The organism is Nonomuraea sp. NPDC049714, from assembly GCF_044465295.1.
Taxonomy (GTDB): domain Bacteria; phylum Actinomycetota; class Actinomycetes; order Streptosporangiales; family Streptosporangiaceae; genus Nonomuraea.
The window spans coordinates 109,737-126,540 of sequence record NZ_JBITLM010000004.1 but is presented as its reverse complement, the minus strand read 5'-3'; the positions used below and the strand labels follow the sequence as shown (position 1 = coordinate 126,540).

General features: G+C 68.5%; 15 protein-coding genes. 14 read left to right on the top strand and 1 reads right to left on the bottom strand.

All coding sequences use genetic code 11. The features are described from left to right. The 14 genes from ACIBQX_RS17915 to ACIBQX_RS17850 all read left to right on the top strand — a co-directional run bounded on the left by ACIBQX_RS17915 (position 1) and on the right by ACIBQX_RS17850 (position 15,829). Positions 1-552 carry an NADH-quinone oxidoreductase subunit B family protein gene (locus ACIBQX_RS17915; protein WP_327108391.1) on the top strand — a complete coding sequence of 184 codons (552 nt, stop codon included), beginning with the start codon at positions 1-3 and terminating at the stop codon, positions 550-552. Continuing rightward, positions 549-1,253 (top strand): NADH-quinone oxidoreductase subunit C, encoded by a 705-nt coding sequence (locus ACIBQX_RS17910; protein ID WP_397005693.1) that lies wholly within the window; start codon positions 549-551, stop codon positions 1,251-1,253. Before ACIBQX_RS17915 ends, ACIBQX_RS17910 begins: the two co-directional genes overlap by 4 nt. Then, positions 1,250-2,575 (top strand): NADH-quinone oxidoreductase subunit D, encoded by a 1,326-nt coding sequence (locus ACIBQX_RS17905; RefSeq protein WP_397005691.1) that lies wholly within the window; start codon positions 1,250-1,252, stop codon positions 2,573-2,575. Before ACIBQX_RS17910 ends, ACIBQX_RS17905 begins: the two co-directional genes overlap by 4 nt. Beyond that, positions 2,572-3,228: an NADH-quinone oxidoreductase subunit NuoE gene (gene nuoE / locus ACIBQX_RS17900; RefSeq protein ID WP_397005689.1), complete on the top strand. Its 657-nt coding sequence runs from the start codon at positions 2,572-2,574 to the stop codon at positions 3,226-3,228. Before ACIBQX_RS17905 ends, nuoE begins: the two co-directional genes overlap by 4 nt. Next, complete coding sequence (nuoF, locus tag ACIBQX_RS17895) at positions 3,225-4,514, top strand: NADH-quinone oxidoreductase subunit NuoF (RefSeq protein WP_397005687.1); 1,290 nt, start codon at positions 3,225-3,227, stop codon at positions 4,512-4,514. Before nuoE ends, nuoF begins: the two co-directional genes overlap by 4 nt. Next, entirely contained in the window at positions 4,511-6,898 is a 2,388-nt protein-coding gene (locus tag ACIBQX_RS17890) for an NADH-quinone oxidoreductase subunit G (RefSeq protein ID WP_397005685.1), read from the top strand. Before nuoF ends, ACIBQX_RS17890 begins: the two co-directional genes overlap by 4 nt. Continuing rightward, positions 6,895-8,205, top strand: a complete 1,311-nt coding sequence (nuoH, locus tag ACIBQX_RS17885; protein ID WP_397005683.1) for an NADH-quinone oxidoreductase subunit NuoH — start codon at positions 6,895-6,897, stop codon at positions 8,203-8,205. The genes ACIBQX_RS17890 and nuoH overlap by 4 nt, the downstream gene beginning before the upstream one ends. After that, positions 8,192-8,707, top strand: a complete 516-nt coding sequence (gene nuoI, locus ACIBQX_RS17880) for an NADH-quinone oxidoreductase subunit NuoI (RefSeq protein ID WP_397005681.1) — start codon at positions 8,192-8,194, stop codon at positions 8,705-8,707. The genes nuoH and nuoI overlap by 14 nt, the downstream gene beginning before the upstream one ends. Then, positions 8,700-9,458 (top strand): NADH-quinone oxidoreductase subunit J, encoded by a 759-nt coding sequence (locus tag ACIBQX_RS17875; RefSeq protein ID WP_397005679.1) that lies wholly within the window; start codon positions 8,700-8,702, stop codon positions 9,456-9,458. The genes nuoI and ACIBQX_RS17875 overlap by 8 nt, the downstream gene beginning before the upstream one ends. Then, on the top strand, positions 9,455-9,751 hold the full coding sequence (nuoK, locus tag ACIBQX_RS17870) for an NADH-quinone oxidoreductase subunit NuoK (RefSeq protein WP_397005677.1): 297 nt from the start codon (positions 9,455-9,457) through the stop codon (positions 9,749-9,751). Before ACIBQX_RS17875 ends, nuoK begins: the two co-directional genes overlap by 4 nt. 73 nt (positions 9,752-9,824) lie before the next feature. After that, entirely contained in the window at positions 9,825-11,681 is a 1,857-nt protein-coding gene (nuoL, locus tag ACIBQX_RS17865) for an NADH-quinone oxidoreductase subunit L (RefSeq protein ID WP_397006792.1), read from the top strand. Further along, positions 11,681-13,246: an NADH-quinone oxidoreductase subunit M gene (locus tag ACIBQX_RS17860; RefSeq protein WP_397005675.1), complete on the top strand. Its 1,566-nt coding sequence runs from the start codon at positions 11,681-11,683 to the stop codon at positions 13,244-13,246. The genes nuoL and ACIBQX_RS17860 overlap by 1 nt, the downstream gene beginning before the upstream one ends. Beyond that, entirely contained in the window at positions 13,243-14,829 is a 1,587-nt protein-coding gene (gene nuoN, locus ACIBQX_RS17855; protein ID WP_397005673.1) for an NADH-quinone oxidoreductase subunit NuoN, read from the top strand. Before ACIBQX_RS17860 ends, nuoN begins: the two co-directional genes overlap by 4 nt. Positions 14,830-14,839: 10 nt before the next feature. After that, on the top strand, positions 14,840-15,829 hold the full coding sequence (locus tag ACIBQX_RS17850; RefSeq protein ID WP_397005671.1) for a polyprenyl synthetase family protein: 990 nt from the start codon (positions 14,840-14,842) through the stop codon (positions 15,827-15,829). Here the strand turns inward: ACIBQX_RS17850 and rarD are convergent. Continuing rightward, positions 15,797-16,717 (bottom strand): EamA family transporter RarD, encoded by a 921-nt coding sequence (gene rarD, locus ACIBQX_RS17845; RefSeq protein ID WP_397005669.1) that lies wholly within the window; start codon positions 16,715-16,717, stop codon positions 15,797-15,799. The two genes, ACIBQX_RS17850 and rarD, sit on opposite strands and share 33 nt — an antisense overlap. Between the last annotated feature and the right edge of the window lie 87 nt (positions 16,718-16,804).

Here is a 16,804-nt window from a genome sequence, read left to right as displayed (position 1 = left end):
ATGGGACTTGAAGAGAAACTCCCCAGCGGGTTCATCCTCAGCACGGTCGAGCAGGCCGCAGGATGGGCGCGCAAGAACTCCGTATGGCCGGCCACGTTCGGGCTCGCCTGTTGCGCCATCGAGTTGATGGCCACCGGTGGCCCGCACTACGACCTGGCGCGCTTCGGCATGGAGCGCGCTTCGGCGTCTCCTCGCCAGGCCGACCTCATGATCGTCGCCGGTCGAGTGTCGCAGAAGATGGCTCCCGTCCTGCGGCAGATCTACGACCAGATGGCCGAGCCCAAGTGGGTCATCGCCATGGGCGTGTGCGCCTCCAGCGGCGGCATGTTCAACAACTACGCCATCGTGCAGGGCGTCGACCACGTCGTGCCGGTCGACATCTACCTGCCCGGCTGCCCGCCGCGGCCGGAGATGCTGATCGACGCGATCGTCAAGCTGCACGACAAGATCCAGAACACGAAGTTCGGCGCGCACCGCGCCAAGCAGGTCGAGGAGCTCGAACTGCAGGCGCTGCGCACGCTGCCGCTGATCGACCAAGGGGCCGCCAAGTGACCTCCCCCGACAACCTCCCCGGGAGCCCGGACAGCGGGGAGACCCCCGAGGTTCCGGTTCCCGCGGTGCCCGAGGCGCCTGTCGCCAGGCGCGGCATGTTCGGGGCCCAGGACAGCGGCGACACCTCCGGCTACGGCGGCCTGGTCGTCCGCCGGGCGCCGCAGCTGTCCACCCCGCGCCCGTACGGAAGCTACTTCGACGAGATCGTCGACGGCCTCGGCCTCGACGACGCCGTCGAGCGCGTGGTCGTCGACCGCGGCGAGCTCACCCTGCACGTCAAGCGGGAGCGGCTGGTCGAGGTCTGCCAGAAGCTGCGCGACGACCCGGCGCTGCGCTTCGAGCTCTCGCTCGGCGTCTCCGCCGTCCACTACCCGCACCTGGCGGGCGAGGAACTGCACTCGGTCATCCACCTGTGCTCCATCACCAACAACCGTCGCGTGCGCGTCGAGACGAGCTGCCCGGACGCCGATCCGCACGTCCCGTCCACCGTCGGCGTCTACCCGGGCCACGACTGGCACGAGCGTGAGGCGTACGACTTCTTCGGGATCGTCTACGACGGCCACCCCGGCCTGACCCGGATCATGATGCCGGACGACTGGGACGGCCACCCGCAGCGCAAGGACTACCCACTGGGCGGCATCCCGGTCGAGTACCGCGGCGCGAAGATCCCCGCACCGGACCAAAGGAGGTCCTACTCGTGAGCACCGCATACGACGAGGCGACCGAGGGCAAGGTCTATTCGGTCAACGGCGCGGACTGGGACGAGGTCGTCAGCGGGGTCCGCGACTCCGAGGACGAGCGCCTGGTCGTCAACATGGGCCCGCAGCACCCGTCCACGCACGGCGTGCTGAGGCTGGTCCTGACCCTCGACGGTGAGACGGTCACCGAGGCGCGCGGCGTCATCGGCTACCTGCACACCGGCATCGAGAAGAACATGGAGTACCGGACGTGGACCCAGGGGACCACGTTCGTCACTCGGATGGACTACCTGTCGCCGATCTTCAACGAGACGGCCTACTGCCTCGGCGTCGAGAAGCTGCTCGGCATCGAGGACCGGATCCCGGACCGCGCGCAGGCCATCCGGGTGATGATGATGGAGCTCAACCGGATCTCCTCGCACCTGGTCGCGATGGGCACCTTCGGCATGGAGCTGGGCGCGACCACGCCGTTCCTGTTCGGCTACCGCGACCGCGAGCTGATCATGGATCTGTTCGAGTACATCACCGGTCTGCGCATGAACCACGCCTACGTGCGGCCGGGCGGCGTGAGCGTCGACCTGCCCGCGGGCGCGGTCGACAAGGTCGGTGAGTTCCTCAAGGAGATGCCCAAGCGGATCAAGGACATCCGCAAGCTGCTCGACGAGAACCCCGTCTTCGTGGGCCGCACCAAGGACGTCGCCTACCTCGACCTGACCGGCTGCATGGCGCTCGGCATCACCGGGCCCATCCTGCGCTCCGCGGGTCTGCCGTGGGACCTGCGCAAGTCGCAGCCCTACTGCGGCTACGAGACCTACGACTTCGACGTGGCCACCGAGCGCGGCTGCGACGTCTACTCGCGCTACCTGGTGCGCATGCGGGAGATGGAAGAGTCCCTCAAGATCGTCGAGCAGGCCCTGGACCGCATCGCCGGTCCGCTCAAGGGCGACCCGGTGATGATCGAGGACAAGAAGATCGGCTGGCCCGCGCAGCTCGCGCTCGGCCCTGACGGCTTCGGCAACTCTCCCGACCACATCGCGCACATCATGGGCAGCTCCATGGAGGCCCTCATCCACCACTTCAAGCTGGTGACCGAGGGCTTCCGGGTGCCGGCCGGCCAGGTCTACGTGCCGATCGAGTCGCCCAAGGGCGAGCTCGGCGCGCACATCGTCAGCGACGGGGGCACCCGGCCCTACCGCTTCCACTTCCGCGAGCCGTCGTTCAACAACCTGCAGGCCTTCCCCGCCATGGCGGAGGGCGGCCAGGTCGCCGACGTGATCGCCGCGGTGGCATCTATCGACCCCGTCATGGGAGGTGTGGATCGGTGACGTATTCACCGGAAGTCCGGGAGCGTCTCGAACGGGACGCCAAGGAGATCATCGGCCGTTACCCGAAGACGCGGTCGGCGCTCCTGCCGCTGCTGCACCTGGTGCAGTCCGAGGACGGCTACGTCTCCGACGACGGACACGAGTTCTGCGCGCAGCTGCTCGGCCTGAGCAAGGCCGAGGTCGTCGGCGTGTCGACCTTCTACACCATGTACAAGCGCAGGCCCGCCGGGGAGTATCACGTCGGTGTCTGCATCAACGCGCTCTGCGCCGTCATGGGCGGCGACGAGATCTGGGAGCAGCTCTCGGAGCACGTCGGGGTCGGCCACGAGGAGACCACCTCCGACGGCAAGGTCTCGCTGGAGCGCCTGGAGTGCAACGCGGCCTGCGACTTCGCCCCGGTCATGATGGTCAACTGGGAGTTCTTCGACAACCAGACGCCCGAGTCGGCCAAGCAGCTCGTCGACGACCTGCGTGACGGCAAGGACGTGCGGCCCACCCGCGGCCCGAAGAAGCTGTGCTCGTTCAAGGACGCCTCGCGCGTCCTGGCCGGGCTGCCCGACGAGCTGGCGGGCGACGGCCCCTCGGCGGCCGGGCCCTCACTGGAGGGTCTCAAGGTCGCCAAGGCCAATGGATGGAAGGCCCCCGAGGCATGACGACTACCCTTACCCCGGTCCTGACCGCCAACTGGGACCAGGCCAACTCTTTCACCCTCGACGGCTACGGGCCGTACGACGCGGCCAAGAAGGCGCTGGGCATGGAGCCCGACGCCGTCATCCAGGCCGTCAAGGACTCCGGCCTGCGCGGCCGCGGCGGCGCCGGCTTCCCGACGGGCATGAAGTGGGGGTTCATCCCCCAGGGCGACGGCAAGCCGCACTATCTCGTGGTCAACGCCGACGAGTCGGAGCCGGGCACCTGCAAGGACATCCCGCTCATGATGGCCAACCCGCACGCGCTGATCGAGGGCGTCATCATCACGGCCTTCGCGATCCGGGCCAACCACGCCTTCATCTACGTGCGCGGCGAGGTGCTGCACGTCATCCGGCGGCTGCACGCGGCCGTGCGTGAGGCGTACGACAAGGGCTATCTCGGCACCGACGTCTTCGGCTCCGGCTACGACCTGGAGCTCGTCGTGCACAGCGGCGCCGGCGCCTACATCTGTGGCGAGGAGACGGCGCTGCTCGACTCGCTGGAGGGCTTCAGAGGTCAACCGCGTCTCAAGCCTCCGTTCCCGGCCGTGGCGGGGCTTTACGCCTCACCTACTGTTGTGAACAACGTGGAATCTGTGGCCAGTGTTCCCGCCATCATCGCCAACGGGGCCGACTGGTTCGCGGGGATGGGGACGGAGAAGTCCAAGGGCTTCGGCATCTTCTCCCTGAGCGGCCACGTCACCAGGCCCGGCCAGTACGAAGCGCCGCTGGGGATCACGCTGCGCGAGCTGCTCGACATGGCGGGCGGGATCCGCGCGGGCCACCAGATCAAGTTCTGGACCCCCGGCGGCTCGTCCACGCCGATCTTCACCGACGAGCACCTCGACGTGCCGCTCGACTTCGAGGCGGTGGGCGCCAAGGGCTCCATGCTCGGCACCCGCGCGCTGCAGATCTTCGACGAGACCACCTGCGTGGTCCGCACGGTGCTGCGCTGGACCGAGTTCTACGCCCACGAGTCGTGCGGCAAGTGCACGCCGTGCCGCGAGGGCACCTTCTGGCTCAAGCAGGTGCTCAAGCGCCTGGAGGCCGGTCAGGGCTCCGAGGAGGACCTGTCCACGATCACCGACATCGCGGACAACATCCTCGGGCGCTCGTTCTGCGCGCTCGGCGACGGGGCGACCAGCCCCATCCACTCCTCGGTGAAGTACTTCCGCGAGGAATACCTCAAGCACTTCGAGGTCGGCGGCTGCCCGTTCGACGCGAAGAAGTCCACTGTGTGGGGTGACCGGTGACCGCAACCGCTGTAGAGACCAACCTGGTGACCCTGACGATCGACGGGTTCCAGATCAGCGTCCCCAAGGGCACGCTGATCATCAGGGCGGCCGAGCTGCTCGGCATCCAGATCCCCAGGTTCTGTGACCACCCGCTGCTCGACCCGGCGGCGAACTGCCGCCAGTGCCTGGTCGACATCCCCGACGCGGGCAACGGCCGCGGCTTCCCCAAGCCGCAGCCGTCGTGCGCGATCGAGGTCGCCGAGGGCATGGTCGTGCAGACCCAGCTCACCTCGCCGGTCGCCGAGAAGGCGCAGCGCGCGGCGATGGAGTTCCTGCTGATCAACCACCCGCTGGACTGCCCGGTCTGCGACAAGGGCGGTGAGTGCCCCCTGCAGAACCAGGCCATGTCCAACGGTCAGGGCGAGTCCCGGTTCCAGGAGCAGAAGCGCACCTTCCCCAAGCCGCTGCCCCTGTCCACGCAGGTGCTGCTCGACCGCGAGCGCTGCGTGCAGTGCGCGCGCTGCATCCGCTTCTCCGACCAGATCGCCGGCGACCCGTTCATCGAGTTCTTCGAGCGCGGCGCCAAGGAGCAGATCGGGGTCGCCGACGGCGAGCCGTTCCAGTCCTACTTCTCCGGCAACACGGTGCAGATCTGCCCGGTGGGCGCGCTGACCGGCGCCGCCTACCGGTTCCGGGCCCGCCCGTTCGACCTGGTCTCCACGCCGAGCGCGTGCGAGCACTGCGCGTCGGGCTGCTCGCAGCGCACCGACCACCGCCGTGGCCGGGTCACCCGCCGGCTGGCGGGCAACGACCCGCAGGTCAACGAGGAGTGGAACTGCGACAAGGGCCGCTGGGCGTTCACCTACGCCACGCAGCCCGACCGGCTCAAGACGCCGCTGGTCCGCAACGCCGACGGCGTGCTGGAGCCCGCCTCCTGGCCGGAGGCGCTCAGCGTCGCCGCCCAGGGCCTGGCCGCCGCCCGCGGCAGGGCCGGCGTGCTGGTCGGCGGCCGGGTCACGGTCGAGGACGCCTACTCCTACGCCAAGTTCGCCAGGCTCGCCCTGGGGAGCAACGACATCGACTTCCGGGCCAGGCCGCACTCCGCCGAGGAGGCCGCCTTCCTGGCCCACGAGGTCGCGGGCAAGGGCATCGAGATCTCCTACGCCGACCTGGAGAGCGCGCCGGCGGTGCTGCTCGTCGGGTTCGAGCCCGAGGAGGAGTCGCCCATCGTCTTCCTGCGCCTGCGCAAGGCGTGGCTGAAGCGGGGGCTCAAGGTCACCGCGATCGCCCCGTTCGCCACGCCGGGCGTGGTGAAGATGGGCGCCACGCTCATCCGCACCGCGCCGGGCGGCGAGGCCGACGCGATCGGCGAGCTGGTCGGCACGCTGGCCGAGGGCACGATCGTGCTCGCGGGCGAGCGGCTGGCCACCGTCCCCGGCGCGCTGTCCGCCCTGGCGCGGCTGAGCGCCGCCTCGGGCGCCAGGACGGCCTGGATCCCGCGCCGCGCCGGCGAGCGCGGCGCCCTGGAGGCCGGCGCGCTGCCCAACCTGCTGCCGATCGGCCGCCCGGTCGACGACGAGAGCGCCAGGGCGGAGGTCGCCAGGGTGTGGAACGTGGCCTCGCTGCCCGCCACGCCGGGCCGCGACACCATGGGCATGCTCGCCGCCGCCCTCGACGGCGAGCTCGACGCGCTGGTCGTGGCCGGGGTCGACCCGTACGACCTGGCCGACCCCGCCGCCGCGCTGGCCGCGCTGGAGAACACCCCGTTCATCGTCAGCCTGGAGACCCGCGCGAGCGCCGTCACCGACCGGGCCGACGTGGTCCTGCCGGTGGCCACCGTGCAGGAGAAGGGCGGCACGTTCGTCAACTGGGAAGGCAGGGGCCGCTCGTTCGAGGCGCCGATCAAGGTGCCCGGCCTGCAGAGCGACCTGGCCGTGATCGGTAACCTGGCCGACCGGATGGACGTCCACCTGGGCCTGCCCGACGCCAAGGCCGCCCGGCGCGAGCTGTCGGCCATGGGCTCCTGGCGCGGCACCCGCGTCGCGGCGCCGAGCACCGGCGTCCGCACCCGGCCCGCGCCCGCCGCCGGTGAGGCGCTGCTGGCCACCTGGCACCTGCTCCTCGACGACGGCCGCCTGCAAGACGGCGAGCCGTACCTCGCGGGCACCGCCCGCGCCGCCGAGGCGCTGGTCTCGGCGGCCACCGCGACGGAGATCGGCGTCGTGGACGGCGACAAGCTCGTCGTCGGCGGCACCGGGCCCCAGGCTGTCACGCTGCCCGTCCGCATCGCCGACCTGCCGGACCGGGTGGTCTGGGTGCCGTCGAACTCGGGCGGCTGCTCGGTCACGCGCGATCTCGGCGCCGTGTCGGGCGACATCGTCACGATCGGGAGCGCCTCATGAAAATCGTTCTCGCGGCCGACCTTGCCGACTTCGGCAAGGATCCACTCTGGATCACCATCATCAAGGCCGTGATGCTGTTCGTCTTCCTGATGCTGGGCGTGCTGTTCGGCGTCTGGTTCGAGCGCAAGCTCATCTCCAGGATGCAGAACCGCTACGGACCGAACCGGGCCGGCAAGTTCGGCCTCCTGCAGTCCGTGGCCGACGGCCTCAAGATGGGCCTGAAGGAGGACCTGTTCCCGAACACCGTGGACAAGGTCCTCTACCTGCTGGCCCCGATCATCATGGTGGTGCCGGCCTTCCTGGCCTTCTCCATCGTCCCGTTCGGGCCGGTGGTGAACCTGTTCGGCGTGCAGACGCCGCTGCAGCTCGTGGACCTGCCGGTGGCCGTGCTGTTCATGCTGGCCATGGGCGCCGTCTCGGTCTACGGCGTGGTGCTCGCCGGCTGGTCCTCGCGCTCGCCGTACGCGCTGCTCGGCGGTCTGCGGTCGGCGGCGCAGGTGGTCTCGTACGAGATCGCGATGGGTCTGTCGTTCGTGGCCGTCTTCCTGTTCGCCGGGACGCTGTCCACGTCGGAGATCGTCGAGGCGCAGGAGGCGACCTGGTTCGCGGTGCTGCTGCTGCCGTCGTTCCTGGTCTACGTGGTCTGCATGTTCGGCGAGGCCGCGCGCATCCCGTTCGACCTGCCCGAGGGTGAGGGCGAGCTGGTCGGCGGCTTCCAGACGGAATACTCCTCGTCGCTGAAGTTCGCCGTCATCATGATGGCCGAGTACATCCACACCTTCACCGCCAGCGGCATCGCCGTCACGCTGTTCCTCGGCGGCTGGCGGGCGCCCTTCCCGATCTCGATGTGGGAGGGGGCGAACGTCGGCTACTGGCCGGTGCTCTGGTTCTTCATCAAGTTCGTGCTGACGTTCTGCTTCATCGTCTGGGTGCGCGCGTCTCTGCCGCGGGTCCGCTACGACCAGCTGATGTCGCTGGGCTGGAAGGTCCTGATCCCGGTCAACCTGGCGTGGATCCTGCTGGTCGCCGCCGTGCGCAACGTCCTGTTCGTCAACAACGGGACCTTCGAGGGCGATCTGTACGTCTCTGCCGGTCTCGGTGTGATCATCGTCATCGGCGCCCTGGCCATCTGGATGCGGTTCGACACGGTGAACCAGCGACGCAAGGAAGCCAGGAAGGCGGAGGTCGAAGCCGAGTTCGAGGAGCTGTCCAACGAGCCGACGGCAGGCGGCTTCCCTGTGCCGCCGCTCGATCTGCCGCACTACCACGGGGTGCAGCACAAGGAGATTCCCAGTGGGACTAACTGATTGGCTGAACCCCGTCAAAGGCTTCGGGGTCACCTTCCACACGATGTTCAAGAAGCCCGTCACGACCAACTATCCGGAGGAGAAGAAGCCGACGGCCCCTCGCTTCCACGGACGGCACCAGCTCAACCGCTGGCCCGACGGGTTGGAGAAGTGCATCGGGTGCGAACTGTGCGCCTGGGCGTGCCCGGCCGACGCCATCTACGTGGAGGGCGCGGACAACAGCGAGGACGAGCGCTTCTCCCCGGGGGAGCGCTACGGACGCACGTACCAGATCAACTATCTGCGGTGCATCCTGTGCGGTCTGTGCATCGAGGCCTGTCCGACCCGCGCGCTCACCATGACCAACGAGTACGAGCTCGCCGACAGCAATCGCGAGAGCCTCATCTTCACCAAGGAGATGCTGCTCGCCCCGCTGACCCAGGGGATGGAGCAGCCTCCGCACCCCATGCGGCTCGGCGAGACCGAAGAGGACTACTACCGGCTGGGACGGACCAATGGGTGAGACCATCACTTTCTGGGTGCTCGCCGTCATCTCCGTCGGCGCGGCGCTCGGCATGGTCTTCAACCGGAAGGCCGTCTACTCGGCGCTGATGCTCGGGACCGTGATGCTCTGCCTCGCGGTCCTCTACGCCGTGCAGGAAGCGCCCTTCCTGGCCGCCGTGCAGATCATCGTCTACACCGGCGCCGTCATGATGCTCTTCCTGTTCGTGCTCATGCTGGTCGGCGTCGACTCCTCCGACTCGCTGGTCGAGACGCTCCGGGGACAGCGGTTCTGGGCGATCATCGCCGGCCTCGGCTTCGCGGCGCTGATCGTGCTGGCCGTCGGCAACGCGGTCTTCTCCACCCAGGCGGGCCTGGCGGCGGCCACGGCGCAGGGCGGCTACATCCGCTCCATCGCGCTGCTGCTGTTCACCAAGTACGTCTTCGCGTTCGAGATCACCTCGGCGCTGCTCATCACCGCCGCGCTCGGCGCGATGGTGCTGGCGCACCGGGAGCGCACCGAGAAGAAGGCGACGCAGAAGGACCAGTCCCGCGCCAGGTTCGCAGGCGACAGGCCGTCGCCGCTGCCCGGGCCCGGCACCTACGCCCGCAACAACGCCATCGACATGCCGGCGCTGCTGCCGGACGGCTCGGTCGCCGAATCCTCGGTCAACCGCTACATCGCGCGGTACGACGTGGAGCAGGGGCTCCTCCCTGAGGATCCCAAGCTCGCCGAGGCCATCAAGCACAGGGCCGAGGAGGAGTCCAAGTGACCACGCAATACCTCATCCTGTCCGGCCTGCTGTTCGCGATCGGCGCGATCGGCGTGCTTACCAGGCGCAACGCGATCGTGGTGTTCATGTGCGTCGAGCTCATGCTCAACGCCTGCAACCTCGCCTTCGTCACCTTCGCCAGGCAGGTGGGCAACCTCGAAGGCCAGATCATCGCGTTCTTCGTGATGGTGGTGGCCGCGGCCGAGGTCGTGGTAGGCCTGGCAATCATCGTGACGATCTTCCGAACCCGCAGGTCAGCGTCGGTCGACGACGTCAACCTGCTGAAGTACTAAGAGGTGACTGGTGGAATCTCCTGCTGAGATCATCCAGCACACCGCTGGTGGCGCGATCGGGTTGTCCTGGCTGATGATCGTGCTCCCGTTGCTGGGGGCGCTCATCCTGCTGGTGCTCAACCGCCGCTCCGACCGGTGGGGCCATCTGCTGGGCGTGGCCATGTCCCTCGCCTCGTTCGTCGTGGCGGTGCTGGCGTTCGTCGAGCTGCTCGGACTCGGGGAGGCTCAGCGCCGTCAGGCCGTGCACCTGTACGAGTTCATCCCGGGCATGGTGGACATGAGCCTGCTGATCGACCCGTTGTCGATCAGCTTCGCCCTGTTGATCACGGGTGTCGGATCGCTGATCCACATCTACTCGATCGGCTACATGTCGCACGACCCCGACCGGCGCCGGTTCTTCGCCTACCTGAACCTGTTCGTCGCCGCGATGCTCCTGCTGGTGCTGTCCGACAACTACGTCGGCCTGTTCATCGGCTGGGAGGGCGTCGGCCTGGCCTCCTACCTGCTGATCGGCTTCTGGCAGTTCAAGCCGTCGGCCGCCGTCGCCGCCAAGAAGGCGTTCGTCGTCAACCGCGTCGGCGACCTCGGCCTGCTGGTCGGCATGTTCATCATCTGGACCTCGTTCAGCACGCTGAACTTCAGCGAGCTCACCCCGAAGGTGCTGGAGCAGTCGGGGGTCTCCACGGGGACCATCACCGCCATCGGCCTGCTGCTGCTCCTCGGCGCCTGCGGCAAGTCGGCCCAGGTGCCGCTGCAGTCCTGGCTGCTGGACGCGATGGAGGGCCCGACCCCGGTCTCCGCCCTCATCCACGCCGCGACCATGGTCACCGCCGGCGTCTACCTGGTGGTCCGCTCCGGCCTGTTCTTCGAGGCCTCCAGCGTCGCCTCGCTGGTCGTCACCATCGTCGGCGTCGTCACGCTGCTCGCCGGTGCGATCATCGGTTGCGCCAAGGACGACATCAAGAAGGGCCTGGCCGGCTCGACGATGTCGCAGATCGGCTACATGATGCTCGGCGCGGGCCTCGGCCCGGCGGGTTACGCCTTCGCCATCGCGCACCTCATCGCGCACGGCTTCTTCAAGGCCGACATGTTCCTCGGCGCCGGCTCGGTCATGCACGGCATGAACGACGAGGTGGACATGCGCAAGTACGGCGGTCTCCGTAAGTACATGCCGATCACCTTCGCCACGTTCATCGTCGGCTACCTGGCCATCATCGGCTTCCCGTTCCTGTCCGGTTTCTACACCAAGGACGGGATCATCGAGACGGCCATGGAGCACGGCGCCTGGATGGGCTGGCTGGCCGTCCTCGGCGCGGGCATCACCGGCTTCTACATGTCGCGCATGATCTTCATGACGTTCTTCGGCGAGAAGCGCTGGGAGAAGGACGCCCACCCGCACGAGTCGCCCTCGGTGATGACGGTGCCGCTGATCCTGCTCTCCATCGGCTCGATCGTCCTCGGCTACTTCCTCATCATGGACAACCGGCTGATGGACTTCCTGGCCCCCGCCGTGGGCCTGCCGGAGCACCGTCCGGAGTTCCACGTCTTCAGCACCACCACCGTGGGCCTGTCCACGCTGGCGCTGGTCGCGGTGGGCGCCGCCTACGCCTGGTTCAAGTACGGCCGCTCCCCGGTGCCCGCCGTGCAGCCGCGCGGTTCGTTCCTCACCACGTTCGCCCGGCGTGACCTGTACGGCGACGCGATCAACGAGTCGCTGCTCATGCGGCCCGGCCAGTGGCTGACCCGCTTCGCCGTCTACTTCGACAACCGTGGCATCGACGGGCTGGTCAACGGCCTGGCCGCGGGCATCGGCGGGAGCTCAGGGCGCCTGCGACGGCTCCAGACGGGCTTCGCACGAACGTACGCGCTGTCCATCCTGATCGGTGCCGCCCTGGTGACCGGCGCCCTGCTCCTCGTTGGGAACATCTGATGTCGGCACTCTGGCTCCCGATCATCATGGCGGTGCCCGTGCTGGGCGCCATCGTGGTGGCCCTGCTCCCCAAGGGCAGCGACAAGCTGGCCAAGCAGGTCACGCTGGCGGTCTCGCTGGTGGTCCTGGCGCTCACGCTGGTGATGGCGTTCCAGTTCCCCGGCGCCGCCGGTGACCGGTTCAAGTTCGAGGCGGTCTACGACTGGATCCCGTCCTTCGGGGTGCACTTCGGCGTCGGCGTCGACGGTGTGGCGCTGGTGCTGATCGCCCTGTCGGCGGTGCTGGTGCCGATCGTGGTGCTCGCCTCCTGGCACGACGCCGACGGCGTCAAGGCCGCCGACGGCACCGTGGTCGCGCCCAAGCGGTCGGTGAAGACGTACTTCTCGCTCCTGCTGGTGCTGGAAGCGATGATGATCGGCGTCTTCGCGGCGACCGACGTCTTCCTGTTCTACGTCTTCTTCGAAGCCATGCTGATCCCGATGTACTTCATGATCGGGTCGTACGGCGGCGCCCAGCGGTCCTACGCGGCCGTCAAGTTCCTGCTGTACTCCCTGTTCGGCGGCCTGCTCATGCTGGTCGCGGTCATCGGGCTGTACATCATCGCCGACAAGCAGACGTTCATGTTCCCCGAGCTCATCGGGGCCATCCAGGACCCGGCCACGCAGAAGTGGCTGTTCGCCGGCTTCTTCATCGCCTTCGCCATCAAGGCGCCGCTCTGGCCGGTGCACACCTGGCTGCCCGACGCCGCCGCGCAGGCTCCGGCCGGTGCCGCCGTGCTGCTCGTGGGCGTGCTCGACAAGGTCGGCACGTTCGGCATGCTCCGCTTCTGCCTGGAGCTGTTCCCCGACGCGGCCAAGGCGTTCACGATGCCGATCGTGGTGCTCGCGGTCATCAGCATCATCTACGGCGCGATCGTGGCCATCGGGCAGACCGACATGAAGCGCCTGATCGCCTACACGTCGATCTCGCACTTCGGCTTCATCGTGATGGGCGTGTTCGCCATGTCGCAGGTCTCCCAGGCCGGCGCGACGCTGTACATGGTCAACCACGGCTTCGCCACCGGCGCGCTGTTCCTGGCCGCCGGGTTCCTCATCGCCAGGCGGGGCTCGCCGCACATCGCCGACTACGGGGGCGTCCAGAAGGTCGCCCCGATGCTCGCCGGCTTCTTCCTGATCGCCGGCCTGGCCGGGCTGTCGCTGCCGGGGCTGTCGACGTTCGTCAGCGAGTTCATGGTGATGATCGGCGCCTACTCCAGCACGGCTTCCGGGTCGGGCGCGTTCGTGGCGGCGGCGATCGTCTCCGCGGTGGCCGTCATCCTGGCGGCCGTCTACATCCTGTGGATGGTGCAGCGGACCCTGAACGGGCCCACGAGCGAGCCGGTGAAGGCGTTCAAGGACCTCAACGCACGCGAGATCTGGGTGATGGCGCCGCTGATCGCCCTGATCATCGGCTTCGGGTTCTACCCCAAGCCACTGCTCGACGTGATCAACCCAGCGGTCACCAGCACGCTGACCAACGTGGAAGTGGACAATCCGGCTATCGCTGAGAAGGGAGCCGGTCAGTGAACAACACCATCGTGGCGCCGACGATCGAGTACGGCACGCTGGCGCCGCTACTGCTCATCTTCGGCGCCGCCATCGTCGGCGTGCTGGTGGAGGCGTTCGCGCCCCGCTATCTGCGCAAGTCGATGCAGGTGCCCATCACCCTGCTCAGCATCGCGGGCGCGTTCGCCCTCGTCATCCTGCAGGTCGTCTCCGGCGACGTGCCGACCACGCCGGTCGCCATGGGCGCCCTCGCGGTCGACGGGCCGTCCCTGTTCATCTGGGGCGTCATCCTCGTCCTGTCGTTCGTCTGTGTGCTGCTGATCAACGACGAGGGTCACTTCGTCGCGTCGGCCGCCGCGGTGCCCGGCAGCGCCGACGAGGAGGAGGCCGAGCGTGCCGGCAGCGCGCACACCGAGGTCTACCCCCTCGCGCTGTTCGCGATCGGCGGCATGCTGCTCTTCCCGGCCGCCAACGACCTGCTGACGATGTTCGTCGGCCTTGAGGTCATGTCGCTGCCGCTGTACCTGCTGTGCGGCCTGGCCCGCCGTCGCCGCCTGCTGTCGCAGGAGGCGTCGATGAAGTACTTCCTGCTGGGCGCGTTCTCCTCGGCGTTCTTCCTGTACGGCACCGCCATGATCTACGGCTACGCCGGCACGGTCTCCTTCGCCGGGATCAGCCAGGCCATGGCGACGGGCGCGCTGCTCGACCCGCTGCTGCTGCTCGGGTTCTCGCTGCTCGGCGTCGGCCTGCTGTTCAAGCTCGGCGCCGCGCCGTTCCAGGCCTGGAAGCCGGACGTCTACCAGGGCGCGCCGACGCCCATCACCGCCCTCATGGCCTCCGGCACGCTGGTCGCGGCCGTGGGCGCCCTGCTGCGGGTCTTCTGGGCCGGCCTGGGCGGCCTGGACTGGAACTGGCGTCCGGTCATCTGGGTCATCGCCGCGCTCACCATGATCGTCGGTTCGATCCTGGCGATCACCCAGACCGACATCAAGCGGATGCTCGCCTACTCCTCCATCGCGCACGCCGGCTTCCTGCTGGTGGGCGTGGTCGCCACGTCCAGCACGGCCGCGGGCAACGCCATCTCCATGCAGGCGATCCTGTTCTACCTGCTGGTCTACGGCCTGGCCACGGTCGGCGCGTTCGCGGTGGTCACGCTGGTGCGCGACCCGGGCGGCGAGGCGAACCACCTGTCCCGCTGGGCCGGGCTGGGCAAGCGCTCGCCGATGCTGGCGGGAGTCTTCGCCTTCTTCCTGCTGGCCTTCGCCGGAATCCCGCTGACCAGTGGTTTCTTCGGCAAGTACGCCGTGTTCACGGCGGCGCTGGCCAGTGGCAGGGAAGCCGGCGACTCGCTCGGCAACTGGATGACCGGGCTGGTCGTGGTGGGCGTCGTCGCCTCGGCGATCGCGGCGTTCTTCTACGTCCGGGTCATCGTGCTGATGTTCTTCAACGAGCCGGCGGCGGACGGGCCGTCGATCGCGATCCCCAGTGCGGGGACCGTGGCGGTCATCGCGATCGCCATGCTGGTTACGGTAGGGGTCGGGGTGTTCCCGGAGCCCGTGCTCCAGCTCGCCCACAACGCCGCTGCCAGCCTTTTCGTCAGATAGGGGATTTTATATGTCCGCGCCTCCCGTGGTTGACCTTCCCATCGAGGATGAGCGGTTGGCGCAGGATGTGGCCAACGGACTGGCCGCCGTCGAGAAGCTGCTGCGAACCTCGGTGGAGAGCGAGGACGCCTTCGTCACGGCGGCGTCCATGCACCTCATCCAGGCCGGCGGCAAGCGCTTCCGCACCCTGATGGTGCTGCTGGCGGCCCAGTTCGGCGACCCCTCGGCGCCGGGCGTGGTGCCCGGCGCCGTGGTGATCGAGCTGACCCACCTCGGCTCCCTCTACCACGACGACGTCATGGACGAGGCCCCGGTGCGCCGGGGCTCCCCGTCGGCCAACGCCCGATGGGACAACACCGTCGCCATCCTCACCGGCGACTACCTGTTCGCCCAGGCGTCCGACCTGCTGGCCGACCTCGGCCCCGAGCTGATCCGGATCCAGGCGCAGACGTTCTCCCGCCTGGTGCAGGGGCAGATCCGCGAGACCGTCGGCCCGCGCGCCGACGAGGACCCGGTGACCCACTACATCAGCGTGCTGGCCGACAAGACCGGCTCGCTGATCGCCGCCTCCGGCCGCTTCGGCGCGCTGCTGTCCGGCGCCCCCGCCGAGGTCGAGGAGCGGCTCAGCAGGGCCTGCGAGGCGATCGGCGTGGCCTGGCAGCTCGGCGACGACCTGCTGGACGTGGCCTCCACGTCCACGGAGTCGGGCAAGACGCCGGGCACCGACCTGCGCGAGGGCGTCAGAACTCTGCCGGTCCTCTACGCACTGGCCGACGACCCGGCCTCCAGGCTGTCGGAGCTGCTGTCGGGCCCGGTGGCGGAGGCGGACGTCGAAGAGGCGCTGACCCTGCTGCGGGCGCACCCGGCGATGGCCAGGGCCCAGGCCGATCTGGACGACTGGGTGAACCGGGCGCGGGACGACATCTCCAGCCTGCCCGACATCCCGGCCAGGGGCGCCTTCCTGTCGCTATGTGACTACGTGGTCGAGCGGTCGGGTTGACCTGGCCATCCGTGCGGCACGCGCCGTACGGAAGCTGTCGTACGTGAAGATCGCCAGCGCGAGCCACACCAGCGAGAACCCGATCCACCGGCTCGGCGGCATGGTCTCCCTGGCGATCAGCACCCCGCACAGGAACTGCAGGACGGGCGCGATGTACTGCATCAGCCCGATCGTGCTCAGCGGCACCCGGTTGGCGGCGGCCGTGAAGCACATCAGCGGCACCGCCGTGATCACACCCCCGCCGACCAGCAGCAGGGCGTGCCCCACGCCCGCGGTCCCGAACGTCGCCTGGCCCGCCTGCTGCAGGAACACCACGTAGCCCAGCGCCGGCAGCAACAGCACCAGTGTCTCCACGGTCAAGCTCTCGCCGGCGCCCACGTTCGCGTGCTTCTTGATCAGTCCATAGCCCCCGAAGCTGACGGCCAGCACCAGCGCCATGTACGGCGGCCGCTCGTAGTTGGCGGTCAGCACCAGCACGGCCAGCACCCCGAACCCCACGGCCACCCACTGCAGCCGCCGCAGCCGCTCACGCAGCAGCACGACCCCGAACACCACGCTCACCAGCGGGGTGATGAAGTAGCCGAGCGCGGCCTCCACCACGTGACCGGTGTTGACCGCGTAGATGTAGGTCCCCCAGTTCACCGTGATGACCATGGCGGCCAGGGTCAGCAGCCCGAGCTTCCCGGGCTGAGCCACCAGCTCCTTGATCCACGACCAGTGCCGCCGTACGGCCAACATGGCGACCACGGCGACCAGCGACCACACGATCCGATGGGCCAGGATCTCCACCGCTCCCGCCGGCTTGAGCAGCGGCCAGTAGAGCGGGAACAAACCCCACATGATGTAGGCGGCCACTCCGTACAGAACACCGCGTCGCGCGTCAGGCATGAACCCCATATTCGGGCATTACCACCCTTCACTACAAATGCGAGCATCTGTACGGGACTATGTAGGAACCGTAAAGCGTTGGCGCGT

What these genes read in the sequence shown, in the direction of transcription:
- ACIBQX_RS17915 (WP_327108391.1), top strand. Translation starts at nt 1, where the DNA reads ATGGGACTTGAAGAGAAACTCCCCAGCGGGTTCATCCTCAGCACGGTC.
- nuoF (WP_397005687.1), top strand. Translation starts at nt 3,225, where the DNA reads ATGACGACTACCCTTACCCCGGTCCTGACCGCCAACTGGGACCAGGCC.
- nuoH (WP_397005683.1), top strand. Translation starts at nt 6,895, where the DNA reads ATGAAAATCGTTCTCGCGGCCGACCTTGCCGACTTCGGCAAGGATCCA.
- ACIBQX_RS17875 (WP_397005679.1), top strand. Translation starts at nt 8,700, where the DNA reads ATGGGTGAGACCATCACTTTCTGGGTGCTCGCCGTCATCTCCGTCGGC.
- nuoL (WP_397006792.1), top strand. Translation starts at nt 9,825, where the DNA reads ATGATCGTGCTCCCGTTGCTGGGGGCGCTCATCCTGCTGGTGCTCAAC.
- ACIBQX_RS17860 (WP_397005675.1), top strand. Translation starts at nt 11,681, where the DNA reads ATGTCGGCACTCTGGCTCCCGATCATCATGGCGGTGCCCGTGCTGGGC.
- ACIBQX_RS17850 (WP_397005671.1), top strand. Translation starts at nt 14,840, where the DNA reads ATGTCCGCGCCTCCCGTGGTTGACCTTCCCATCGAGGATGAGCGGTTG.
- rarD (WP_397005669.1), bottom strand. Translation starts at nt 16,717, where the DNA reads ATGCCTGACGCGCGACGCGGTGTTCTGTACGGAGTGGCCGCCTACATC.